This window comes from Nonomuraea jiangxiensis (assembly GCF_900099965.1).
GTDB classification, from domain to species: domain Bacteria; phylum Actinomycetota; class Actinomycetes; order Streptosporangiales; family Streptosporangiaceae; genus Nonomuraea; species Nonomuraea jiangxiensis.
The window spans coordinates 389,777-411,364 of the sequence record NZ_FNDJ01000007.1; the positions used below are offsets into that span (position 1 = coordinate 389,777).

Consider the following 21,588-nt stretch of genomic DNA (forward strand, 5'->3'; position numbering starts at 1 on the left):
AGTGGGACCCGGCCGCCAAGGACGTGGGGTCCCTTCCAGCCACCGCAAAGGTAGGAGTACGTGGACGTAGAAGCGGAGATTCTGGAATTGAAACTCCGTCTGGAAGCCCTCGAAACGACCGCACGTTCCGGTGGCCCAGTCTCCGGCGACGTCGAGCCACAGCGCCGGCACCCGAACACTCCGGCGGTACGCCACACGGGCATAGAAGGCATACAACCCGACATCACCACGACATCGATCGCCGTCACCGAGGTGAAGGCCGACATAGCACAACTACATACCGAGATGACCCAGGACATCGCAGCCCTCAACGTCGAGGTCACCGGCCTGCGATGGCACCTGTACCAGCTTCTGACAGTCACCCGCTCCGAGATGGAGCAGAAGTTCGACTCACTGCGCTGCGAAATGATCGAGCTGGGCCTCAGGCTCGATCGCCTGCTGGAAAAACACGGCGCATAACCTCGGCTCGGGCCCCCGACCACCACAACCTCGGGGGCTCACGCCAACCACCACCAGCAGCAGGCACGTACCCAGCCCCTAGAGAAGCTGCTTGTCGATCGTGGGATCGTACTCCCAATGCCACGGCTCGAACGGATTGCTGTAAGCCCACGAGGGATGAAACCACCCGTACCTCTTCGAGTTCTTCTCCATCCACACGAACTCCGTGGACCCGGACCTCTCCACCCCTCCACACAGGTCGACCGCCAGCCCCAGCCCGTGGTTGCTCCGCCCCGGCACAGCCGCGAACCCCGGCCGCCGATAGTAGATCGACTGCTGCTCGGCCAGGCTGCGGTAAGCATCGGTCACGCACATGGGCTTCCCGAACCGCTGCCGATAAGCCTCGTTCAGACTCACGAACGCGATCGTCGCGTCAGCCCTCAGGCTGAACCCCTTCTGCTGCAACGGACAGAGCATGCCCTGCGGAATCAGCCCGTTGGGATATTGGTCTGCCGTAGCCGCCCGCAGCGGATTGCACCCCAGCGCCGCCCGTCCCACCTTGTCGACCTTGATGCCCAGCTTCACCAGCGCGGCGGTCAACGACTTCACGATCTTGTCGGACCGCTGCCGAAGCGTGTCCACCTCGGCCGCGAGCTGAGCCTCGGCCAGCAAGTTCCCCGCCCGAAGCTCCTGGGCCTCACCCGCCAGCCGCTCGGCCTCCTTGGTGAGCACGCTGGTCCGCTCGACAGCCTTCTGCCGCGTGGTCACGATCTGAGTCGCATCGCTGAGCGCCCGCAGGGTGTGCCCATCGGCCTCACCGGTCAAGAACGGAAATATCCCACCAGCCACGAGCGGCTGCTCGTACAGCAACTCGACCATCTGCGACACCGGCTGCCGCATGACCGCAAGCCGCTGCTCCATCTCCTGCAACGAGGTGAGCTTGGTCTTGAGCTCTTTCTCGGAGGCGGCGATACTCGCCCGTCGCTGCTCAAGCGCCTTGGTGGCGTCCTCGAGCTCCTTGGCCGACCGCTCGGCCTCTTTGCGCAACTCGGTCAGGTTGGACGGATCCTGCCGCTCCTGCACCTGCGCCTGGGCCTCGACTCCAGGCAGGAAGAGAGAAGCCATCGCCATGACGACCGCGATCAGACCCGCTGATCGAGGGGCTGGCACGTTCGACTCCTCCGTTTGCTAACTCGTTACCCGGGTCAGGCACGCACGTTACTACAGCCCCCCGAGTGCCCGGACCGAACTCCGGAGAGCTGTTATGAGACAAAAAGCCCACTTTGTACCCCTAGCCCCACCAACCAGCAACAACTCCCACCACAAGCCTGGAGTTCCACCCCATACCCCACATACCACCGCAACCCTTCCAACCCCTTAAGCCACAGCCCCCGCTCTCCCACCCCACAAACGCGACGACCCCCACCCAACCCCACCACCAGCACCCTGAACCCGCCCCGGTCACCTACCAGAAGCCCAAATATCACCGGGTCCGCCCTCCAACACCGCCTCCCCCGCTTCCTCCTCCCGACACAACTCCCACAACCAGGTGTTCACCCACTCACCCGGACAACTCTCCCGAGTCTGCCTGGGCACAGCTACCGGGGCACGCCTCGGTGCCACCGCAGGCGCAGGCGCAGGCGTAAGCGGCCCCACAACCGCATCCCCACGCCCGACAGCAACGGCAGCAGAAGCCCGCGCCCGACGAACAACCCACGCAGGCACCGGCACACTGGCCGCATACCGCCGATCGGGATGAGGAGGCTCCGGCACCAACACCGGCTCAAACGCCATCCTCACCTGGCTCTCCCCCACCACAGAGCCCCCGACCTCGGCCTCAAGCCCCCGCATCTCCCCAGCCAACAACCCCCCGGCAAGGATCGCCGGCGCCAGCAACGCCCCGAACAACACCACGGGCCGCCGACGGGCTTGTGTGCATCGCCTCCTGGTCACACGCGAACGCTATCCACGCCCATCGCGCAAGAATCTGATCACTTGTCATGCCTTTACCGCAGCTCAGAGCACCCATAACCAACCCAGCCAAACTCATCTCGATCCCACGTCCCACGCACTGCCATACTTTCGCTAGGCTTACTGCAGTCCGCCTCCGTAGCTCAGGGGATAGAGCACCGCTCTCCTAAAGCGGGTGCCGCAGGTTCGAATCCTGCCGGGGGCACTCACCTGGATAGGCATTTCAGGCCACTGACCTGCGGTTTCTCAGCCGCAGGTCTTTTGTTTTGTGGCCCTTGATAGGCAGCCGACGGTGCCCGCACGCAGCCGTAAGACCATGATCAGGGGACATACACGGGATGATCTTAACCACGTTTCCCCAGGTCAAACCGTGATTCTGGGCCATCCGGGTGTCAGCGGCCCGCTACGAACGCCCGGGGTACCGGACAACGACTGCCGCTGATCGTGCCAAATATGTGCGTATAACCCAAGCTTCACCCCGCCCCGGCCGTCGCAGTTGAGGACGTCGGCTCTCCTCGTGCCCTGGCCAGGCAGGGCTTAGATGCTGGCGGCGCGGCGTTCTCAGTACAGTGTCGGGGTGGCAGGTGAGCTGCGAGTGGACAGCTGGATCTGGTCGGTACGGCTCACCAAGACTCGTTCGATCGCGTCCGACGCCCGCCGAGGCGGTCACGTCCGGGTCAACGGGATGCGGGTCAAGCCCGCGCACGCCGTACGGGCTACGAGGTCCGGCTGCAGCGCGAGGGACGCGAACGCATCGTGGACGTCTCCCGCACCATCACCAAGCGCGTCGGAACCGCCCGTCTTAGCCGCCGAGTGCTACGCGTCGACAAGCGCCCTCCGCCCCCTCCTCACGAGGAGACCGTGACAGTGACCGTCCGAGCTCGTGGCGCGGGCCGCCCCACCAAACGCGAACGCCGCAGCATCGACAAGCTGCCCGCACACCCGATGATGGAGCGGCAGCGAGGCAGCGCGCCCGCCCGGAGTGATCAAGCAGATCACATCGAACTGGATACGCAGAGGCAACCGGCCTGTTAGGCACCCCCAAAACCGCACCGGTCCGCTCGCTCGGCTCCGACCACGTCATCGACACCAAGAAAGCACTACACGTGCGACACCAACCGGTACGACCTGCTGCTGGACCATCGCGAACCGCGGCGTGCCCGCGAACAGGCGCGTGCTGCGGCGTAATGGTGGAGTGCGCGCCTTTCCCCTGGTCAGCGGGTCGGCCCGGTGCGGCGGGTCGTGCTGCCGTCATCATCGACCATCGCCGGCTCCATGCCCGAGTGGGTGGATCGGGCCGACTGACGGACACCGTCGATGATGCTTATCGAGCACCTCATAGACCGTCTCGCGCATCGTGACGACATCACATGCCGCTGACCGCCTCCTCGGTGGTTCCGGCGATGGCGTAGGCGCGCTCGAGGAGGACCGATTCAGTGGCGACGTCGATGCCGTAGACCTTCACCCGCACCACCTTGAACCCGACCTTCCTGACCATCCGCAGCGTGGAGTCACCCGTCCAGTCGAGCCTGACATCCGTATCGACCTCCATAATCCTGTCCTCGGCAAGGTCCCGCTCCACCTTCTGGCCCGACGCCGGCACGGAGAACGTGGCGGTGACCAGCCCGCTCTCCAGGTCGTACAGGGCGATCTTCGGTTTGCGACCGGTGACGTAGACGGCCACGGTGCGCCCGTCGGCGTTCAGCGCGGCGGTGGCAGCGTTGTCGCCGATGAGCCGAGGCGGCACGACACTGGCGGTCCGCTTGCCCTTCAGGTCGTGAACGCTGAGCCTGCCGGACTTGTCGTCGTCCGTCCTGACCAGGATCTGGTCGCCGTCACCGCTGAAGCTCAAGGCATCTTCATGCACGGAAACTCCCGGCACCTTGCCCAGCAGGGCACCGGTGGCAGCGTCGTACACCCGCGCGGGATGGCCGGCGAAGCCGGACCAGCAGCAGTCCACCGCCACCAGGGAGCCGTCATACGACATCGTCACGCGGGTGAGATCGAGCTCCGACTTCGACGGCCACGCCTTGGCCTGCGAGACTCGTGTGCGGCCGTCGAGGTCGCGGACGACGAGCCGGGCGTCCTTGGCCCTGATGTAGGCGAGGCGGCGGCCGTCACCGCTGACGTCGACCGCGTCCGACCACCGGCCCACCCCGCTGAGCGAGTGGCGCTTGCCGTCGGTCGTCCGGAACCACCAAGGACCACACCACGCGGCATTACGCGGGTCCTTGTCGCAGTCGGAGGCGGCGGCATACCGGATCGGGGCGGACACCTCACCTGCGGGAACGACCGCGCGAGCGGTACCCGGGGCGGCCATGAGCGCCGAGAAGACAGCCAGCGCCCCACAAAGGATCTTCACACGGGATTGGACCTCTCATCGCCGCGCAAGGTTGATCGCGATTCAACAACGGACCCTGCGCTTCAGATCCCCCGCCAGCGCGTTGATCGCGGTTCCCCTCCAGCCTCAGAACCTTTTAGCATGTCCCGGTGGACCACCGCAGCCTGCAGGGCGAGCTCCCTTCTGCGCCGGTACGACGACGACTGCTACTACTACTTGACCGACATCATCTGGACATCCAATACCCGGTTCACCCCGCGGAAGCGAAATACCGAACTTCGGATTCATCCCAGCCGGTGTGCGCGACCGGTATGAACAGGCGTTTCGGCGATCACAGCAAGTTCGTACAGCCGAAGAGAAACCCTGCTATTCGCTCATCGCCCATCATCCATGGCCACTTTGAACCCTATCAGCGATCGTTCCAGCGAAGGGTTCTGAATCGTTGATGGCGCCGATAAACGACAGTGTTCGAGAAACAGCGCTGTCTTAACACAGCAGGTCGATTGTGGTTTGACTCGCGCGGGCAGAACGTTCACCGATATCCTGCCTGCTTCATCTACATCAGCGTACAAGTCCAATTATATCCCGAGATCGCGATATGCCTATTCATATTGAATCGCGCCATGGCCGCCATGAGAGGGCAGACACATGACCAATGAGCACCAGCTCGAACGTGCCGATACGACACAAAACTCCGTCTCCGCAAGTTTTATTGATTGGCTAGAGGGTGACACTGCGGATGCGGCACCGGATATCGGTCTTACGGAACTCCCTCCCGTTGCACAAGCCCTCTGCACTCGGCTAAAGAAGGGAAATATCGACCTTCCTTGGATGCTCGAGCGCCTGGTCAGCCACCCCTCAGGTGTAGCACTCCTGCAGGCTGCCCTACCAGGGTGCTGGGAAGCGGCAATAAGGGCATTTCCTGCGACTCCGAGCCGGAACCCATATAAGTCTCACGGACAGTATGGACATGAACGGCATTGTAAAGGTTCGAACGATATCTGCGGCGCTCTTGTCTACGCCACGCTAAGCCTTGCACCGAACCATGACATAGAAACTCTTCATCATCTCAACCATGACGATCTGCGCTTTCTTATGGGCGCAGCCCAGTATGATCACAATCTCCTTCGGTACCTTCTGATGTGGGCATCGATACAACCAGAAGACAACAGCCGCTGGCGCTGGGAGAACGAGATCCCAAAGTCCTCTATTTGGGGATTCGTATCAGACGGAATCGAGCTAGTGTTCACCGAACACAGCCGAGAGTGGAATGACGCTCTATGGCAATCTCCCGCCGGCATTGCCCTCGCCGAGGAAATGATCTGCAGTCTTGACATTGCCACTCTCCGTGCTTACGGTCACCGTCTTCTCGGCACGTATCAAGATTTGCTCGTAGAAGTAGCGAAACTTGATCCGTCCGTGGCTCGAGCTGTAGGCAACGACCGGATGGTGGTTGAGACCTTCCCAACCCCTGATTTTTCGACATCCGATTCAGTAGTGGTCGCGGAGGCACTTCCGTTCATTCCGCTAGCGTTCCTCGAGCAACAGACGCTCCAGGCTGGCTGGGCAGCCGGCCTGAAGTTGCACAGGACAGATCTCCCACGAACTGTGGGATCAGTCGCTCAAGTTTTGGGAAAGAGCCAAAGCGAAGTGGACGGTACAATTCTGAGCGGCATGGCACTGCTATGGGCCGACCTGCAACAACTAACCGAGTATAAGAGAGACGAATGGAAGCATCGCGACCAGATTCGTGGTGTACATTCACGACTGTCGAAGCACCTCGAGTCTTCGCCAGATGCATGGGCAGTATCCGCTCACGAAATACTCAGGCAGGCAGACTCTCTGGACTCGGACCACATTGATCTTCTCGCCCTTGCAGCGGCCTACCATGCCACTGTTCGCAGAAAGATTGAGGAGATCGCGGTGGACGACTCAGATCGTGCGACGCGCGACCGGGCTCAAGGCATACTAGCGCTTATATCTGGCGTCATGTCCCCCAATACAGACCTTCACCGATGGCTCGCCGATAGCGCAGCACGAGCTTTCGATGGCGTGCCACTATTTCCACATCCACTAACATCGCTAGCAAGAACCTGGATAGGTTCGACCGAAGTCGAAGACACAATCTCTCGATCGCTACGTCAAGCTATGGCCCTCTTTAGCGTCTGGGCCAAGTCGCAGGGTGCGGCCCAAGAGGAGTTGGCAACCGGAGTATTGCTCACAGAGCTCAAAACAGCTTTTCGGAATGTCTCGCTGCGACTTGCTGCTGGGGGCAATTCACGTCTGGCGCAGACCATCGCCGTCCGTCAGCGCCCAGTTACCAAGACAGAGGAAAGTACATGGGGATGCGATATTGCGCTGCTACTCAACGCCGATATCCGGCCCTCTGCTTTCATACGAAGTGCCGAACTCGTTCAGGTGAAGAAATCTGAGGCGTTTGGGGACACCTCGAGCTCTCCGAATGAGAGATGGCGCATAGATGTGCAGCAGTTGCTTACGCTCCTCGAGCGGTCGGAGTCATCTAGCTATTGGCTCATCCTCTCCACCGGTGAAGTTCTTTGCGTGACTGCGCGTTGGATTTTTGGCCTTATCGCCGGCGGAAATGCGCTGGGCCAAAATACCGCTACTGTGAACTACAACGATGTGCGCCATACGGCAGTACTAGTAGAGCAGTTCATGTCCGAACTATTTCTCGGCATCTGGGTCGGCTCCGTTAATGAGCAGACTCTGAAATTCGCGCGCGGCGAAGACAGCAGCGTGACACCGCGAAATATCTTTGAGATCGCCATCACTGCAGGAGGCCAATGAAATACCAATCGCAGATCAATCGATGACCCTTAAGGTAGCGATCCAAGTGGGCAACGTCCGATAACTTATATCGACGTCCGCGGGGAATCGCGCGCGGGTGCGGCACCGCTGACAGAGACAGCACCGGTAAATCCAGTCGCCCGTTCAGCCACCGGTCGAGAAACCCCGAGGCGCCGTTTGGCAACCGCTCCCATCCCACGCCGTGTGGCGTCCAGCAGCACCTTAGGCCACTCGGCCAGCCTGCCGCTGACCGGCCACCAGCACGCCCCACCCTCGTCAAACACCCTCACAATCGCAACCCGTCCAGCTCGGGCGCGATCGGCGACGCAACCACCTGTTCCCCGCTGCCCGCCGCTAACGCAATCGCTCGCTCACCACAGCTTCTTCCGCGTTCAGGTCGAGGCGCTCCGGCGTCCCGGAGACAAAGTGCCAACCAGCTTCCCCCGGCTGTCTCGCAGACAAGCGCGGCATAGGCCTCGGGCACCCCCGTGGCCGCCTCGACCCTCGCTGCCTTCTCGGCGACCAACGCGAGCGACGCTCCCGCATAGGAACTTTCTCCTGCACGTCCTTCAACGCAAGGGGGCGGGCTTCCAGGCATACGAAGGCGACACCGCAGGCAGGCCTCGCCCAGGCTCAGGCTGCCGCTCACCCGCCCGGCGAGCACTTCCGTCATAGAAGCGTAGTCTGCTCGCATTCGCCGTGTTGCTCCACGGGATGACCGTCTTGGCCTCGTGTGGGTCACGACGGGTCTTCGACCGTATGCGCGTCCTTTTCCATCAGCATGCCGATCGCGATCATCTCCGTCGACCTGATCCCGAGCGTCTGCCCAGTGTGGGTCGCCGCGATGCAGGCCGTGTGCACCCTGCCGATCGTCCGAGCCGCTTTCGGCCATCTACGGCCCCGTCCTGCGCGCCGTGTCCCCCAGGGCTTCCGAGACCGGGTGACGCCCACACAGGGGTTTCATGTGGCCGTCTGACCTGTTTGCGATTACGGATGAAACCCGCACGGTGCGGGCGTTGAATCGTTCATACAAGAGTTGGCCGACCTAGGGACGGATGACATGCCTCTTGAGGGTGAGTACGAACCCAGCACTGCGCAGTGGGTACGTGAGCAAGTGGAACTGTACGAGAACTCCGGCGGTACCAAGGGCACGACCTTGAGAGACACGGGATTGCCCGTCATTGTGATGACCAACCTGGGCGCCAAGAGCGGCAAGATCCGCAAGACGCCACTGATGCGTGTGGAACATGAAGGCCGATATGCCGTGGTCGCCTCGCAGGGCGGCGCTCCCAAGCACCCCGTCTGGTATTTCAACCTCAAGTCCGAGCCCCGTGTGGAGCTTCAGGACGGCCCGGTCAAGCAGGACATGAGGGCTCGTGAAGTGACTGGCGCGGAGAAGGCCGAATGGTGGCAGCGTGCGGTGGCGGCGTATCCGCCGTATGCCGACTACCAGAAGAAGACGGACCGGGAGATCCCGGTGTTCGTACTGGAGCCGGTCGAAGTCTGATCGCAGGGAAAGCCTGCCCACTGGACGCGTGCCACCGCGGCCGCCAGCACCTGTGAATCCTCGCGCTCGCCGTCGCCGCGGGACTTCTGCGTGCTTCTTGTGGGCAGGTGGCTGCACGGTCAATCGTCGCTGCCCGTGGGCTCATAGATCGACCTTGCGCGGGCTTCCTCGAACGTCGGGAGGCTCGTGATGGGGTCGGCTGACGTGAAGGTGAAGCCATCCACGACCGGCGGCGGCGGCGGTTCGAAGTCGACGGTGAGGATGGGCGGGTGGAGCGTGCCCTGGCACTGTTCCCGCGGGGCGGTGGTGCAGCCGCCTGCCTCGTCGGTACGGTAGCGCCGCCAGTTGGTGATGTCGGATTCGCTGCCGGCGGCGAGCTGGATGCCGTGGTTGGGCTCGCCGTCCACCCATGCCTGGACGATGTCGTCGAGGGTGATGTTCGAACTGCCCACCAACGCGCTTCAACTCGACCTTGCGATCGTCGACAACAGTTCCAAGGTAATCATCGCTGGAGAGGCGAAACGCTCCGTAGCGGCGCTAACCGTTCTACGCGAACCCGTGCAACAACGATTCGCCGAAGAACCACCTGGCGAGGAACAAAGAAACGAGGCGATGAGGCCCGCCAACTCGCATGGCGCCTTTGGACAGTCTCACCGCAGGTGACCTGGCTCATCGGCCCCGGCCATCGAGAGGCATACGAGACGGAGACCTACCCACTGCGGCTGAACCCGATGCCCAGACTGCCCCATGCCCGCCTGCTCGGCCTGGAGCAAGAACCCGGCCGGCCCATCGCCATGCCAAACCTGATGGCAGACTACCCACGCAAGTCCAAACCCACTCTCATGCCGCAAGCTGAGCGGCGGGCGATAGACCGCACCGGGTCTGCCGAATTGCGTGCGTTCATAGGAGTCGGGCTGTGGCACGGCCTTCGAACGCACCGTCTCCCGACAGGGCAGTCGAGACCACGGCAGCCGTCCTCTCAAGCCTCCGTCTCAGATGCAGAGACACTTACGAGCGCATGACGGATCACGGTGACCGGATCGCCAAGGTGGTAGACGCGCTCGCTGGGTTCGATGTTGTCGAGGAACTCCTGGTACCGCACGGCGTACGCGAGATGCGCGAGCGGTTCGGCGATCCGTAGCGCCTCGGCCGGACGTGACCGGGGTAGCGCGGCGGTCCATGCTGCGATCCATGCGTTGGCCGCTGCGCGACGTCGGTCTGTCGGCAGGTAGTCGATCGCGCGCAACCCGTCCAGGACTGGGTTGCCCAGGTGCGCGTCGGCGAAATCGAGGACGACCAGGGAGTCGTCGCCGCAGCGCCAGTTGCCGGGGTGGAAGTCGCCGTGTACGACCGTGTCGGGCAGGCCGCAGTCGGCCAGCATCTCCCATCGCCATTGCAGGCTTCTGGCAGCGTGCAGTTCCTCGGGGCTCAGTTCGGCGCCGACCGGACCGTCGAGCAGGTCACGGACGGCGGCGGACAGAATCTCCGGGCGACGATCCGGTATGCCGTGTGGTGGCGGGTCGATGCGGGCCTGTGCGGTGGCCAGGCGATGCACGGCGTCCGCCACGATATCTGGGGACGCGTCCCAGCAGTCTTTGCCGGGAACGTCTGTCAGCAGCAGGCGACCCGGCGCACTGGCCAAGACGGTCGGCACCAAGCCCGGATCGACCTGGGCGATCGCGGCGATGGCGACCGGCTCGGCGGCGGCGAAGGGAGGTATGGCCTTGAGCCAGACCGGTCCATCGGCGGTTGGCAAGCGGAACAGACCTGCCAGGTTCCAGGTCTTGCGCTGTGCCGGCCGATCGGTGAGGTCGACGTACTGGGATGCCCACGCGAAGAGTTCTCGGAGGCCAGACGCTCGTGCCCAGGGCAGTCGGAGCGGGTGGTCATCGTCGACGAAATCGCAGGTGCCCAGGTTCCCGGGTGGTTGGAGTGCTTCTACGTGGTAGGTGACATGGCCGCCGCGGCCCCCGTCGGATCCTTCGACGGTAAGCAGTCGCAGGACGACGACTTGCACGCCCAGCGTCTCCTCCAGATGCGCGACGACCGGCTCGACCTCGGCCCACCATGGGATGTCGACATGGAATGGACCGACCACCCCGACGCACGTGTTGCCGTACGTCACTATTGCTGTCACAACGCGTCCCATCCCGCCAGTGTGACCCCCCTCCTCAAGACCTCGACCGAATAGCGGGCCGATGCGCGTCGGTACGTGGCCAGCGGGATCGGACCGCTTCTGGCACCGAGCCCGTGCCCGGGATGGAGGGCCCGGCTCGCCCACCTAACGGGTGCTCGGGCCGCGGAGCCCGGAGAGCCGCCGGACGTGCTTCGCTCGGAGCTACGTCATGTGGCGCCGCCGCTGAACCCTGTGATGCCCTTGCATTCCCCCGCCCGCTACGGCAAGAACGAAGTGCCGGCCGCCTTCGGAGTCGACAAGGCCCGCTCATATGAGGGAGGGGGTCAAGTACGTACAGGAGCACCAGGCGGACCTGTTCTTCGTCACCATCGACAAGTCCGAGGACCGCTACTCCCCCACCAGGCTCTACCACGAACCGGGCGATCGGTTTCCGCAACTCGGCATCCCCGTGCGCCAGCGCTAGCCGACGACGGGGAGTACAACGGCGGAGGACCTGCCCGGGTCGTGGAAGATTGCCTGATCCGCGGTGAGCATGCGGGTGGCGGTGCCGAGGGCCGCGCCGGTGCCCGGGTTGCGGGCCACCCGGGGGTAGGCACCGCTGCACACGTGAAGCCGGACGCGGTGCCCGGCGCGGAAGCGGTGCGCGGTCGGCCAGAGCTGCACCTCGACCCTTCGCACGCCGTCACCGTCCGGGTCCGGCGCGTCTGGTGTCAGGCGTCGCATGCCCTCGCACAGGTTGAGCGACTCGCCTTTCGGGCTGACGTCGCACAGCCGTACGACGACGTCGGTGTGCATGCGGTCGGACCGCATGTACAGCTCCGCGCCGACGGGGCCGACGATCTCCAGGTCGTCGGTCAAGACGGGGCTGGTGAAGGTGAGCACGTCGTGGCGGCGCTCCAGCCGGCGCTGGTCGGCCGGTCTGCCGTGGCCGGTGATCGAGGGGCCGGAGATGCAGGGCGTGGGATTCGCAGGGTCGTATCGGTAGGTGTCCGGGGCCGACTGGAGCGGATCCACCGGGGCGAGCCCGCCGTCGGGCTGGAGCCGCCATCTCTCCTCACGGATGCCGGGCACCGGCCAGTAGGAGAACTCGCGCCACTCGCCGGCTCCCGTGACGTACAGGCGGACGGGGTTGTCCCGTAGCTCCGAGGGATCGCCGGTGAGGTGGGCGCGGAACCAGGTGAGCGCCTCGCTCACTGCGGCGCGCATCATTCGGCCGTCGGAGTGAGACCAGGGTCCGATCGTGAGGTAGGGCCGTCGGCCTGCCGCGCGCAGCGCCGCGTAGTCCTTGAGCTGCCACGGCAGGAAGATGTCGTACCAGCCGCCCATCATGTTCACCGGCGCCTCAACCGCGGCTACGGTGGCGCTGAAATCGCGCCTGGCCCAGAACGGTGTCTGCGGCCCGTTCTGCAGCACCTCCTGGAAGAAACTGCTCTGCTGCCCGGTGGCGAGCGCGTCGAGCTCGGCTAGCGGACGGCCCGACAGCGCGGCGCGCCGGGCGCGGCGGGGCGAGACGAAATCCGCGGTCAGCCATGAGAGCGGACGTTCCATCCGGGCCGTCATGTCGACCCATGTCAGTGCGGCCTCCAGGGCGAAGCCGCCCCCGTAGTACATCGCGTCGTGGAACTGTGACGCGGTCACCTGAGTCGCCATCGCCTTCAGTTCGGGACCTGCTTCGGCGGCGATCGCCCACTGGGCGAAGCCGCTGTAGCTGGGGCCGAACATGGCGAACGAGCCGTCGAACCATGGTTGCGCCCGCAGCCAGTCCACCGTGGCGAGGCCGTCGTCGCGCTCGTCGCCGAGTGGATCGAACGCACCGCCGGAGCCGAACCCCCCGCGGACGCTCTGCACCACCGCGTGGAAGCCGTGCGCGGCGAAGACGTAGCCGAAGAGCATTCCGAACGGACCCCGCCGGCCGTACGGTGAGCGGACCAGGATCGTCGGGGAACGATCCACACCCACCGGCAGGTAGTGATCGCTGAGCAGGGCCACGCCCTCCGCGACCGGAACGGCCAGGTCCCGCTGCACGGCGACATGGTGGCAGCCACGAGGCAACCGCATCGCGACCGCCCCCAGCCGACGAGCCCACCCCATGACCCCATGCTATGAACTGCGCCCTGGCGCCCGAACGGTATGGCCCGCGAACGGGCGCCATGGTTACGCCTGCCGACAATCGCATCCGCCCGGGTCATGACCATGTGGGCTCCTGTCCAAGCTGAGCCCTCGCGACCGACGGCATCCGAGAAGCGGTCAAATGACGGCAACCCGATCAACTCGGCCCGGAACTGCCTGAGCAGCTTCTCGTCCACCTGATCCGGCTGCGGCTCCGTGCGCACGTTGATTGCCAGCCAGTCGGACCGTTTGTCGGCGTCCACGGTCGAGAACTCCGCAGCTCGAGATAATCGCGGATCTCCCGGCGGCGCTGGTCCATCGTCCGGCCCGACCATTCATCCAGGCCCAGCGTGCTACCTAAAACCTTGGTCCGAGGCGGACAGGACCTTCTCTGCAGCCCAATGGGCGAACCGCCGGGTGATGAGCGGGCACGTCGCTCCTGCTTGGTGTGTCAGGCGACACTTACGTAGGTCGAAGCACCCGCATCTGAAGAGCGGGAACGCCTCGCGTACCCCTCGCCACGAACATCTTTCTGACCAGGCCAAACAGCAGCTAAGTGATCCACAGTGAGAGGCTACTGCAGATGAGCAGGCGCACATCGACCAGCACCCGCATATCACTCATTGCAAGGCATACTGGACTCCATTCAGGTCGAGCTCTCCTAAAGCGGGTGCCGCAGGTTCGAATCCTGCCGGGGGCACTCACCTAGATAGGCATTTTCGGCCCCTGACCTGCGGTTTCTCAGCAGCAGGTCTTTTGTTTTTGTGGCCCTGGTACGCAGCCGACGGTGCCCGCATGCAGCCGTAAGACCATGATCAGGGGACATATGCGGGATGATCTTGACCACGTTTCCCCAGGTCAAACCATGATTGTGGGCCATCCGGGTGTCAGCGGCCCGCTACGACCGCCCGGGGTACCGGACAACGACAGCCGCTGATCGTGCCAAATACGTGCGTCCAATCCGAGCTTCACCCCGCCCCGGCCGTCGCTATTGAGGACGTCGGCACCCCTCGTGCCCTGGCCAGGCAAGCCTTGGATGCTGGCGGCGCGGCGTTCTCAGTACAGTGTCGGGGTGGCAGGTGAGCAGCTGAGTGTGCGAGTGGACAGCTGAATCTGGTCGTACGGCTCACCAAGACTCGTTCGATCGCGTCCGACGCCTGCCGAGGCGGTCACGTCCGGGTCAGCGGGATGCGGGTCAAGCCCGCGCACGCCGCGCGGGTCGGAGACGAGGTCCGGCTGCGGCACGAGGGACGCGAACGGCATCGTGGTCGTCTTCTGCTCCATCACCAAGCGCGTCGGCGCTGCCGTGGCCCCCGAGTGCTACGTCGACAAGAGCCCTCCGCCCCCGCCTCGCGAGAAGACCGTGGCAGTGGCCGTCCGGGCTCATGGCGCGGGGCACCCCACCAAACGCGAACGCTGCAGCCTCGACAAGCTGCTCGCACGCCCGATGGCGGAGGGGCGTGGTAGAGGGGTTGATCACCACAATCAGTACCGTCACCACCAGGAGCTTCGGGTGCTGTTCTATCGTGCCGCCGTCGATTTGTCGCATCAGACGCTGAACTACGTCGCCGGGGTGATCCGGCGCCATCGCGGTTTCGACGAGCTCACGAAGAAGCCAAGCTGGGGCTATAACCGTCATCGTCCGACCGTGCGGTGGTGCTGTGCGCACACCAGCGGGGACGGGTGCCTTGAGGGCGTCCGTCGATTCCAGACGCCCTCCAGGGTTCGTGTCAGCCGTCCTTGACGGTGACCCGGTAAGGCGCCCCCGCCGGTTCGGACAGGCCGTTTCCGGCCCACCGCGCGAGGTAGATATGGCGGCCGCTGGTGGCCGGCGTGTCGGTGAAAGTGAAGGTGCCGTCATCGCTGACGGAGACCGGGGGCAGCATGGTGCTCGCGGAGGTGTCGCCGCTTCGCACAGTCCGCTTCACCGTGAGGGTGGCGCCCGGCGGGGGCGGGTTGCCGCCCGTTTCCAGTACGCCGCTGAAGCGCATCTCCGTACCGGTGGTGCCGAGCGCCGGTCCGGTCATGGTGAGGGAAGAGCGGTGTCTGACCCTCACGATCGCCACCGTGCTGCTTGCGCGGGTGATGTCATCACCGGCCCAGGCGACGGTATAGACCACCTTGCCGACACCGGGTGGCCGGTCCGTGATGGTGAAGGTGCCGTCGGCTGCCGTGGTCACACGGTCGAGCCGCTCGCGGGTTCCGCCGGGCAGGCGGCGGGTCACCTTGAGCGGCTGCGCGCCGAGTGCCGAGCCGTCGACTCGGGTGAGTTGTCCGGTGATGAGGACTTCCGTGCCCGTCGGCACCCGTGGCGAAGTGGTCAACGTCAGCCGCGACATCGGGAGGGCGACGTCTGGCAGCCGCCATAGGTGCAGCCGGTCGGCCGAGGTGCGCAGCAGGGCATAGACGTCGGCGCCGGCGAAGGCGATACTGCCCACGACCAGGGTGCCGGCCGGGTTGTCTGCCGACAGCAGTTCGGCTCCCGTCGCGGCGTCATAGAGGGTGAGGTCGATGCCGGGCGGCCTACGGCCGCCGACGAGGTAGGTGTCATCGGAATTGATCGCGACACTGACCAGTGACGTTCCGTAGCCTCCGTAGGCGAGGGTCGGGAACAGGGTGGTGGTGTCATAGCGCATGAACCGGGTGGGATCGCTGGCCGCCGCGACCACGGCCGAGCCGTCGGAGGTCAGCACGACGTCTTGCAGGCCGGACATGAGCCACGTGTGACCGGAGATCGTGCCGCGTAGCGTCGGCGTCTCCTGGCCGATGTCGTAGACGGTGAGAGAGGCAGGGCTGCTGAAGGTCTGGCCGGCCACGAGGGTGCCGCCGGCGGCCGCGATGGCGGGAGGCCCGCTGTACAGCCGGGGTGGGAACAGGATCGGGGTCGGCGTCGCCTCTGTCACGTTCAGGCCGATGACGCCGGCCTGCCAGTTCCGGTCGCAGCCACGGCCGATCCACAGGTGGTCGCCTGACAGCGCCAGGGTGGAGGGGCATGGGTGCTCGGCCAGCCCGATCCGCCGGGTAATCGTCAGGGTGGCGGTGTCGATTTCGGCTACCTCGTTCGACCCGTGCAGGGCCGCGTACAGGCGGGTGCCGTCCGGGGTCAGGGCCAGCTCGTGCACCTGGGACAGGCCGGTGATGGCGCCGGTGACGTCACCGCCGGAGTTTGCGACGACGATCCGGTCGCCGGCGGAGACGAATACCCGGCCGTCGCCGACGGCAAGGTCGGTGACTGAGGACACGCCCAGGGTCACGCCGAGGTCGGTCGTGGTTCCCACGTCCGAGACCACGGGGGAGGGCGGAGCAGCTTGGGATGGGGCGGCGAGCAGGCCGGTCGTCACGATCACGGCAAGGCCGAGCGTGGCTAATCGGCGGATGAGCAAGGACGAGGCGAGGTGTGGACGCTGCTGCATGTGCATCTCCATCGAGAGGGGAACGGGGTTGCTTCTCAGCCGGCCCGGCGCGCCAATCCGGGGTGGAACGCTGGTCAGGGAACCGGTCAAAGCGCTGGTCAAGGGTGGATCATGACGATCTTATCCATCGGGCGCGTCCTCGTGATCACCAAGAGGCCCTAACCCGTAATGAGAACTCCTGTCCCTTCCCCATCAAGTTGGCGCGCCAGCCATTCGTGCCTCCCGATAGTGCTCCCCACGCGTGCGGGGATGGTCCCGCAACGCTGGCAGACCTGGGAGCGATCCTGGGTGTTCCCCACGCACGCGGGGATGGGCCCCCGCCACCTGGGGACGCGGTGCCTTGTACGTCGCGCTGCCCGCCACGCCCCGCCCGGCCGGCTCGGCGTGCTCGGCCGGGCGGCTCAGGTACGCGGCCAATATCGTGCGGCAGCCCAACTGTGGAAGGACGCCACTCGCCACGGTGATACCCGCGCCGCCACCGAGCTCGTGCGGCACATGCTCGCCCTCGACACGGCCTTCGACCGAACTCATGGCAGCGCCTGTCACGACGCCGCGCACTGGGCCGCCCGCTAGGCAGCCCTCGACGACCCCGACGCCGTGCATGATCTGCTGGACGGCCTGTGGATCGCGAGCGCGTGGGGCGCGATCGCTACGCTGGTGTCCCGCGACCCCGCCGGCCACGCCGTTTTTGCGTCATGCCGCGCACGTGGCCGATCTGCTGGCCATGCCTGGACAAGGTCACCGCACACGCGCGAGTCCGCAAGCTGGCCGGGCGCGCCGCCGCGGGCGTGGACCTCAACTATCTGTCCGCGACGGGGGTCTGCTGCGCACGATGCGAGAGGTCAAGGCCGATGACCCGCTCAGGAGGCTGGCTCCCCGCGCCTCTCCTCGCTCGAGTGGGGCCCGGTCGTGGGGGATACGCAAAGGGGGGCTACCGATCGAATGGATCACGACTAGATTCGCCAATTACGCACGTTGATCAGCAATGTCATGATCTGGCGGATCCGCACAGGTCACATGGGAGCCGTGGTGGAACTCCACAAGGGGCGGGCAGCTCCTTTTATCCTCAGATCGTCGGGGCGTTCGTGAGCACCCTCCACACCCGCATCAAAGAGTAGTGCAAATCCATCTTTCGGGCATGGGTTTGATACTGGCCCAACCCGTATCCCCCGAACAGGCAAACGGTGACCAGAAAGACTATTCGGCGACCGTCGTGACCCGCAAGAGTCTCGCGTACTGATCTCAGGGGCCGTGCTCGAGTGACCGGTCCCGCGTTCCATCCAGCAGACCTTCTCCAGCAATGGGCTGAGACTATTGGCCGTTTGCACGTGGCGCCTGGTCGTTGCTGAGCGCAGCAACGATTAGAACACATGTTGCGCGAGCCTGTTATTAGTTGGACCGTGCCATTACGATCGGCTAAGCGCATCGCAAGGGTCTGTACGGGGATGGAATCACTCTGCGGTGGCACGGTCACGTCTCATTCGTCGTGGAGGATTCGCCATGTCCAATCCCTACGGGCAGCAGTACGACCCGAACAGAGCGCACCCCTCTGCGCATGGCGCACCGCCTCCCGGCTACGGAACGGTGCCTCCTTATCACCATCAGCAGATGCGCAACGGATTAGGCATCGCCGCGCTGGTCATCGGCATCATCGGAGTGCTGACCGGGGTGATTCCGATCCTGTTCTTCGCCTCTGGCACCCTCGGCCTTTTAGCGGTGATCTTTGGTTTCGTCGGTCGCGCCCGGGCAAGCCGCGGTACCGCCTCCAACGGCGGCTTGGCATTGTCGGGAGCCATCCTCGGCCTCATTTCCATGGGACTCGCAACGTGGGGGCTGGTCGTCACGCTGAGCGCCGTGGGCGACGCGGCAACGCAGCTCGACAAGGCGCTCGCCTCCGCCACCGCGTCCCCTGAAGGGGCCGATCCCAGCCCGACGAAGAGCCAGGCACGCAAACCGATCCCGCTGGGTGCTGTCGCGAAGGAGCCTCCGTTCTCGTTGAAGGTCGTATCCGTCAGCCGCGAGCAGACCGTGAGCAGTTCCATCGACAGCCACAAAGCCCAGGGCTCCTACGTCGTCGTACGGGTCCTGGTGAAGAACACCGGCAACAGCCCTGCCTCGTTCGACGGCACCGACTCAGGCCTCTTGGACAGCGACAGCAAGCAGTACAACGTGGACTCGGACGCGACGATTAGTCAGAATCTGGAGACGGGCCAGGGCTTGTACGACGAGATCAACCCCGGCCAAAAGGTCACCAGGGTGCTGGTGTTTGACCTTCCGAAGAAGGCGAAGCCCGTCGTGATCGCCATGTTCGGCGCCGAGGGCTCCGAGGGAGCGTTCATGTACCTGGTCAAGAACAGCGAGCTGGCCTCCCCGGCGTGATGCGGGCCTTCCCGACCGACCCGGCTCTCAAAGTGTGCCGGTCTTGCTCACAGGTGTGCCGTCACGCGAGATGAAATGCCCTGCGACCGCCTCACGGCAGCACGAGCGCACCGCGTCCACTCGAGAGGTGCGCCGTGCGCCTGCGGCAGTGGCGAGTACGACCGAGGGGCCTCGGTGAATCCGGACAGCTTATGGGCGTAGCCTATGCGGCTGTCGGGTTGAAAGGGACACACGGCTTGGGAGAAAGAGCAAGCCCATCGACCTTGCAGTAAACCTGAATGAGGGTGTGCAAAGAGCTGGACTCCCTGCGTGCCGTCCTGCCCGACGATGACCAATCCCCAATACGGCAGTTGCTAACGGCGGTACGCACCCGTCAAGACTCAGCCGAGCCGCTGCAGGCGGTGCACGCCGCCCTACGGGCGATGGGGGACCACCTGGGGGTATGGGGACACCGCTCAGTGACCATGGCCGGGGTCGGCACGCGACAACCATTCGAACCGGTCTACCTGTGTCCCCAGGGCCGATACTCGGGACGCCGCGTCGACGAGACGACGACTTTCCCGCTCACCTGTGCCATCACGGGGCAGGAACTGCGCCGGGAACGGCTGTAACCGGTGGGCGGACTCCTTGGGGAACTTGGCAAGAAACTCGCCGAACGGTGGCTGCTGCTGGTGCTGCCTGGCGCGCTCTACCTGGCCGTCGCTGCCATCGCGGTGATCCTGGGCCGCCGCCACGCTCTGGACCTTCCCCTGCTCGCCGATCACCTCACCGCATGGGCTGCCTCACCGGGGGCCACCAGGGCCGGCGGGCAGGTGGTCCTCTTGGGGGCTGTTCTGGCCGCCGCGGCTGGCGTCGGACTGGCTGCCCAAGCCCTAAACTCGGGGGCTGAGCGGCTCATCCTCGCCGCCGATTGGCGCACCTGGCGGACCCCGTTACGACAGTTGGCCGCCGCGGGAGTCCAGAGCAGACGCACACAGTGGGTGACCGCACACCGTGACTACCACCGGCTATATGACCAGGCCGAGCAGGCCCGCCAGGCCGGGACACCTCCTGGCGAAGAACAACGCACCGAACGGCACGCCGCGTACGAGAAGATTATCCGTATTTCCCTCGAGCCGCCCGATCGGCCCACATGGAGCGGAGATCGAATTCACGCCGCGGCCGCCCGCCTGGACCGTGACCTGAACGTTGACCTACCCACGCTGTGGCCACACCTACCCGACAGTGCCCGCACCGAGATCACTACCGCCCGCGCAGCCCTGGCCCGCGCCACTGCCATGGGTGGCTGGGCCGTGCTGTATCTACCCCTGACCTGGTGGTGGTGGCCAGCAGCCCTCATCACAGCCCTCTTGGCAACCATCGCCTGGCAGCGCACCCGCACCACGGCCGAGGGCTACGCCTTGCTCCTGGAGGCTGCCACCCGACTACACCTGAAGGGACTCGCCGAAAACCTGGGCATCGACCCCGCCGACAAGACCCCCGCCGCCCTCGGCCAGACCCTCACCCACCAGCTACACACTCAACCCCCACCACCGCCAGCAGAAGAACGGCAAACGCCGCTGCCCAGACCGAACCCTTCCCCGCCGACCGCATCGCTTCCCCCGGAGCCGGCCTCACCGAGGCCATAGCCGCAGGGACAGCGGCGTCTCGTGACCCCGCGGCGGGTCGATCCCGGCGTGAGAACGTCGGGAGCCGCTCGAATCAAGCCCGCTACGACTCCTGCACTGTCGATGGAGAGCCTGCGGTCGGTCGCGGGACGGGCGATGGCTCGGTGTCGCGAGTTGACGCTCGCCTCGGACGCAGGGTCACCCCCAAACGGCTCATACCACCGCGCAGGCGCCCTCGACATCGGCCGACCGCCCGAGCACGACCTGCGCGACATCCCGAACGCGATCTTGTACGTCAACCGCACCGGCATCCCCTGGCGCTATCTCCCCAGGACTACCCGCCCTGGCAGACCGCCTACGCCTACTTCCGCGACTGGCAGAAAGACGGCATCTTCGAGCAGCTCAGCGGCCTGCTCCGCCGCCACGTGCGCACCGCCGCGGGCCACAACCCCGAGCCCAGCGCCTGCATCATCGACGCCCAAAGCGTCAAGACCTCCGCCAACGTCCCAGCCACCAGCCAGGGCTACGACGCCAGCAATTATCTGGGGTTGGATGTTATGCCGGGCTGGGTGGATCAGTGCTGGCTGCGGGTGGTGCGACCGGGTGAATTGACCTCATAACGCCGGAGGTTCACCGTCTCCTTCATCGAGGGGCTGTCGATGGAGGTGAAGACATGGTCAGGGCTGCGACGGACGGCCGCTACCCGGTCAGGGTGTCGGGGCCGTTGGCGGGGCTGGTGCACGAGTTTCGGCTGGAGCTGATCGGTCAGGGGTTCACGCCGCGGACCGCTCAGGGCCACGCGTATGTGCTGGCGCATCTGAGCCGCTGGCTGGAGCAGGAGGGGGCGGCTCCCGCTGAGCTGGGTGCCGAGCGGATCG

Annotated in this window: 16 protein-coding genes and 1 tRNA gene; 11 read left to right on the plus strand and 6 right to left on the minus strand. The window is 65.1% G+C overall.

Translation table 11 applies throughout. The features are described from left to right. Positions 1–60: 60 nt before the first annotated feature. Positions 61–459, plus strand: coding sequence for a hypothetical protein (locus tag BLS95_RS54230; protein ID WP_143043764.1), 399 nt, complete (start codon positions 61–63; stop codon positions 457–459). 78 nt (positions 460–537) lie between these two features. Here the strand turns inward: BLS95_RS54230 and BLS95_RS18310 are convergent, their stop codons facing one another. Continuing rightward, positions 538–1,608: a M15 family metallopeptidase gene (locus tag BLS95_RS18310; RefSeq protein WP_245765130.1), complete on the minus strand. Its 1,071-nt coding sequence runs from the start codon at positions 1,606–1,608 to the stop codon at positions 538–540. A gap of 933 nt (positions 1,609–2,541) precedes the next feature. Between BLS95_RS18310 and BLS95_RS18315 the strand changes: the two genes are divergently transcribed. Together BLS95_RS18315 and BLS95_RS18320 are read left to right on the plus strand one after the other, a co-directional pair. Continuing rightward, positions 2,542–2,614, plus strand: a tRNA-Arg gene (locus BLS95_RS18315). A gap of 336 nt (positions 2,615–2,950) precedes the next feature. Then, positions 2,951–3,274, plus strand: coding sequence for a S4 domain-containing protein (locus tag BLS95_RS18320; protein WP_342742726.1), 324 nt, complete (start codon positions 2,951–2,953; stop codon positions 3,272–3,274). Positions 3,275–3,775: 501 nt separating this feature from the next. Here BLS95_RS18320 and BLS95_RS18325 read toward each other — a convergent pair. Further along, entirely contained in the window at positions 3,776–4,684 is a 909-nt protein-coding gene (locus BLS95_RS18325) for a WD40 repeat domain-containing protein (RefSeq protein ID WP_143043765.1), read from the minus strand. A gap of 714 nt (positions 4,685–5,398) precedes the next feature. Here BLS95_RS18325 and BLS95_RS54235 point away from each other — a divergent pair. Further along, positions 5,399–7,558, plus strand: a complete 2,160-nt coding sequence (locus tag BLS95_RS54235; protein WP_143043766.1) for a hypothetical protein — start codon at positions 5,399–5,401, stop codon at positions 7,556–7,558. A 1,060-nt stretch (positions 7,559–8,618) separates the two neighbouring features. Beyond that, positions 8,619–9,065, plus strand: coding sequence for a nitroreductase family deazaflavin-dependent oxidoreductase (locus tag BLS95_RS18330; protein WP_090932712.1), 447 nt, complete (start codon positions 8,619–8,621; stop codon positions 9,063–9,065). Positions 9,066–9,184: 119 nt separating this feature from the next. Here BLS95_RS18330 and BLS95_RS18335 read toward each other — a convergent pair whose 3' ends face one another. Both BLS95_RS18335 and BLS95_RS18340 read right to left on the minus strand, forming a co-directional pair. Further along, entirely contained in the window at positions 9,185–9,517 is a 333-nt protein-coding gene (locus BLS95_RS18335) for a hypothetical protein (RefSeq protein WP_090932714.1), read from the minus strand. Positions 9,518–10,044: 527 nt separating this feature from the next. Then, the gene (locus BLS95_RS18340; RefSeq protein WP_245765131.1) at positions 10,045–11,190 is read right to left on the minus strand and encodes an aminoglycoside phosphotransferase family protein; all 1,146 of its coding nucleotides are present in this window, start codon (positions 11,188–11,190) and stop codon (positions 10,045–10,047) included. 322 nt (positions 11,191–11,512) lie between these two features. Between BLS95_RS18340 and BLS95_RS55735 the strand changes: the two genes are divergently transcribed. Further along, positions 11,513–11,665 (plus strand): hypothetical protein, encoded by a 153-nt coding sequence (locus BLS95_RS55735; protein ID WP_176993246.1) that lies wholly within the window; start codon positions 11,513–11,515, stop codon positions 11,663–11,665. Here BLS95_RS55735 and BLS95_RS18345 read toward each other — a convergent pair. Further along, positions 11,662–13,293, minus strand: a complete 1,632-nt coding sequence (locus tag BLS95_RS18345; protein ID WP_090932717.1) for a CocE/NonD family hydrolase — start codon at positions 13,291–13,293, stop codon at positions 11,662–11,664. The two genes, BLS95_RS55735 and BLS95_RS18345, sit on opposite strands and share 4 nt — an antisense overlap. A gap of 1,282 nt (positions 13,294–14,575) precedes the next feature. Here BLS95_RS18345 and BLS95_RS59530 point away from each other — a divergent pair. Then, on the plus strand, positions 14,576–15,055 hold the full coding sequence (locus BLS95_RS59530; protein ID WP_342742727.1) for a hypothetical protein: 480 nt from the start codon (positions 14,576–14,578) through the stop codon (positions 15,053–15,055). On the opposite strand, the gene BLS95_RS18355 is transcribed toward BLS95_RS59530, so the two are convergent. Continuing rightward, positions 15,042–16,724, minus strand: coding sequence for a hypothetical protein (locus BLS95_RS18355; RefSeq protein WP_176993247.1), 1,683 nt, complete (start codon positions 16,722–16,724; stop codon positions 15,042–15,044). The two genes, BLS95_RS59530 and BLS95_RS18355, sit on opposite strands and share 14 nt — an antisense overlap. A gap of 1,500 nt (positions 16,725–18,224) precedes the next feature. Between BLS95_RS18355 and BLS95_RS18365 the strand changes: the two genes are divergently transcribed. The 4 genes from BLS95_RS18365 to BLS95_RS18380 form a co-directional block, all read left to right on the plus strand. Further along, positions 18,225–19,103 carry a DUF4190 domain-containing protein gene (locus tag BLS95_RS18365; protein ID WP_090932724.1) on the plus strand — a complete coding sequence of 293 codons (879 nt, stop codon included), beginning with the start codon at positions 18,225–18,227 and terminating at the stop codon, positions 19,101–19,103. 614 nt (positions 19,104–19,717) lie between these two features. Next, a complete protein-coding gene (locus BLS95_RS54245; protein ID WP_143043767.1) occupies positions 19,718–20,731 on the plus strand; it encodes a hypothetical protein in 1,014 nt (337 codons plus the stop codon). A 135-nt stretch (positions 20,732–20,866) separates the two neighbouring features. Next, the gene (locus BLS95_RS59830; RefSeq protein WP_425434739.1) at positions 20,867–21,322 is read left to right on the plus strand and encodes a transposase; all 456 of its coding nucleotides are present in this window, start codon (positions 20,867–20,869) and stop codon (positions 21,320–21,322) included. A 61-nt stretch (positions 21,323–21,383) separates the two neighbouring features. Then, positions 21,384–21,588: hypothetical protein (locus BLS95_RS18380; protein ID WP_218135829.1), on the plus strand; the 205-nt coding region annotated here is incomplete at its 3' end.

Bases quoted from the DNA above. Each gene is read 5' to 3' on its own strand.
- BLS95_RS54235 (WP_143043766.1), top strand. From the start codon at position 5,399: ATGACCAATGAGCACCAGCTCGAACGTGCCGATACGACACAAAACTCC.
- BLS95_RS18355 (WP_176993247.1), bottom strand. From the start codon at position 16,724: ATGCAGCAGCGTCCACACCTCGCCTCGTCCTTGCTCATCCGCCGATTA.
- BLS95_RS18320 (WP_342742726.1), top strand. From the start codon at position 2,951: ATGCTGGCGGCGCGGCGTTCTCAGTACAGTGTCGGGGTGGCAGGTGAG.
- BLS95_RS18365 (WP_090932724.1), top strand. From the start codon at position 18,225: ATGTCCAATCCCTACGGGCAGCAGTACGACCCGAACAGAGCGCACCCC.
- BLS95_RS18345 (WP_090932717.1), bottom strand. From the start codon at position 13,293: ATGGGGTGGGCTCGTCGGCTGGGGGCGGTCGCGATGCGGTTGCCTCGT.
- BLS95_RS18330 (WP_090932712.1), top strand. From the start codon at position 8,619: ATGCCTCTTGAGGGTGAGTACGAACCCAGCACTGCGCAGTGGGTACGT.
- BLS95_RS55735 (WP_176993246.1), top strand. From the start codon at position 11,513: ATGAGGGAGGGGGTCAAGTACGTACAGGAGCACCAGGCGGACCTGTTC.
- BLS95_RS59830 (WP_425434739.1), top strand. From the start codon at position 20,867: ATGGCTCGGTGTCGCGAGTTGACGCTCGCCTCGGACGCAGGGTCACCC.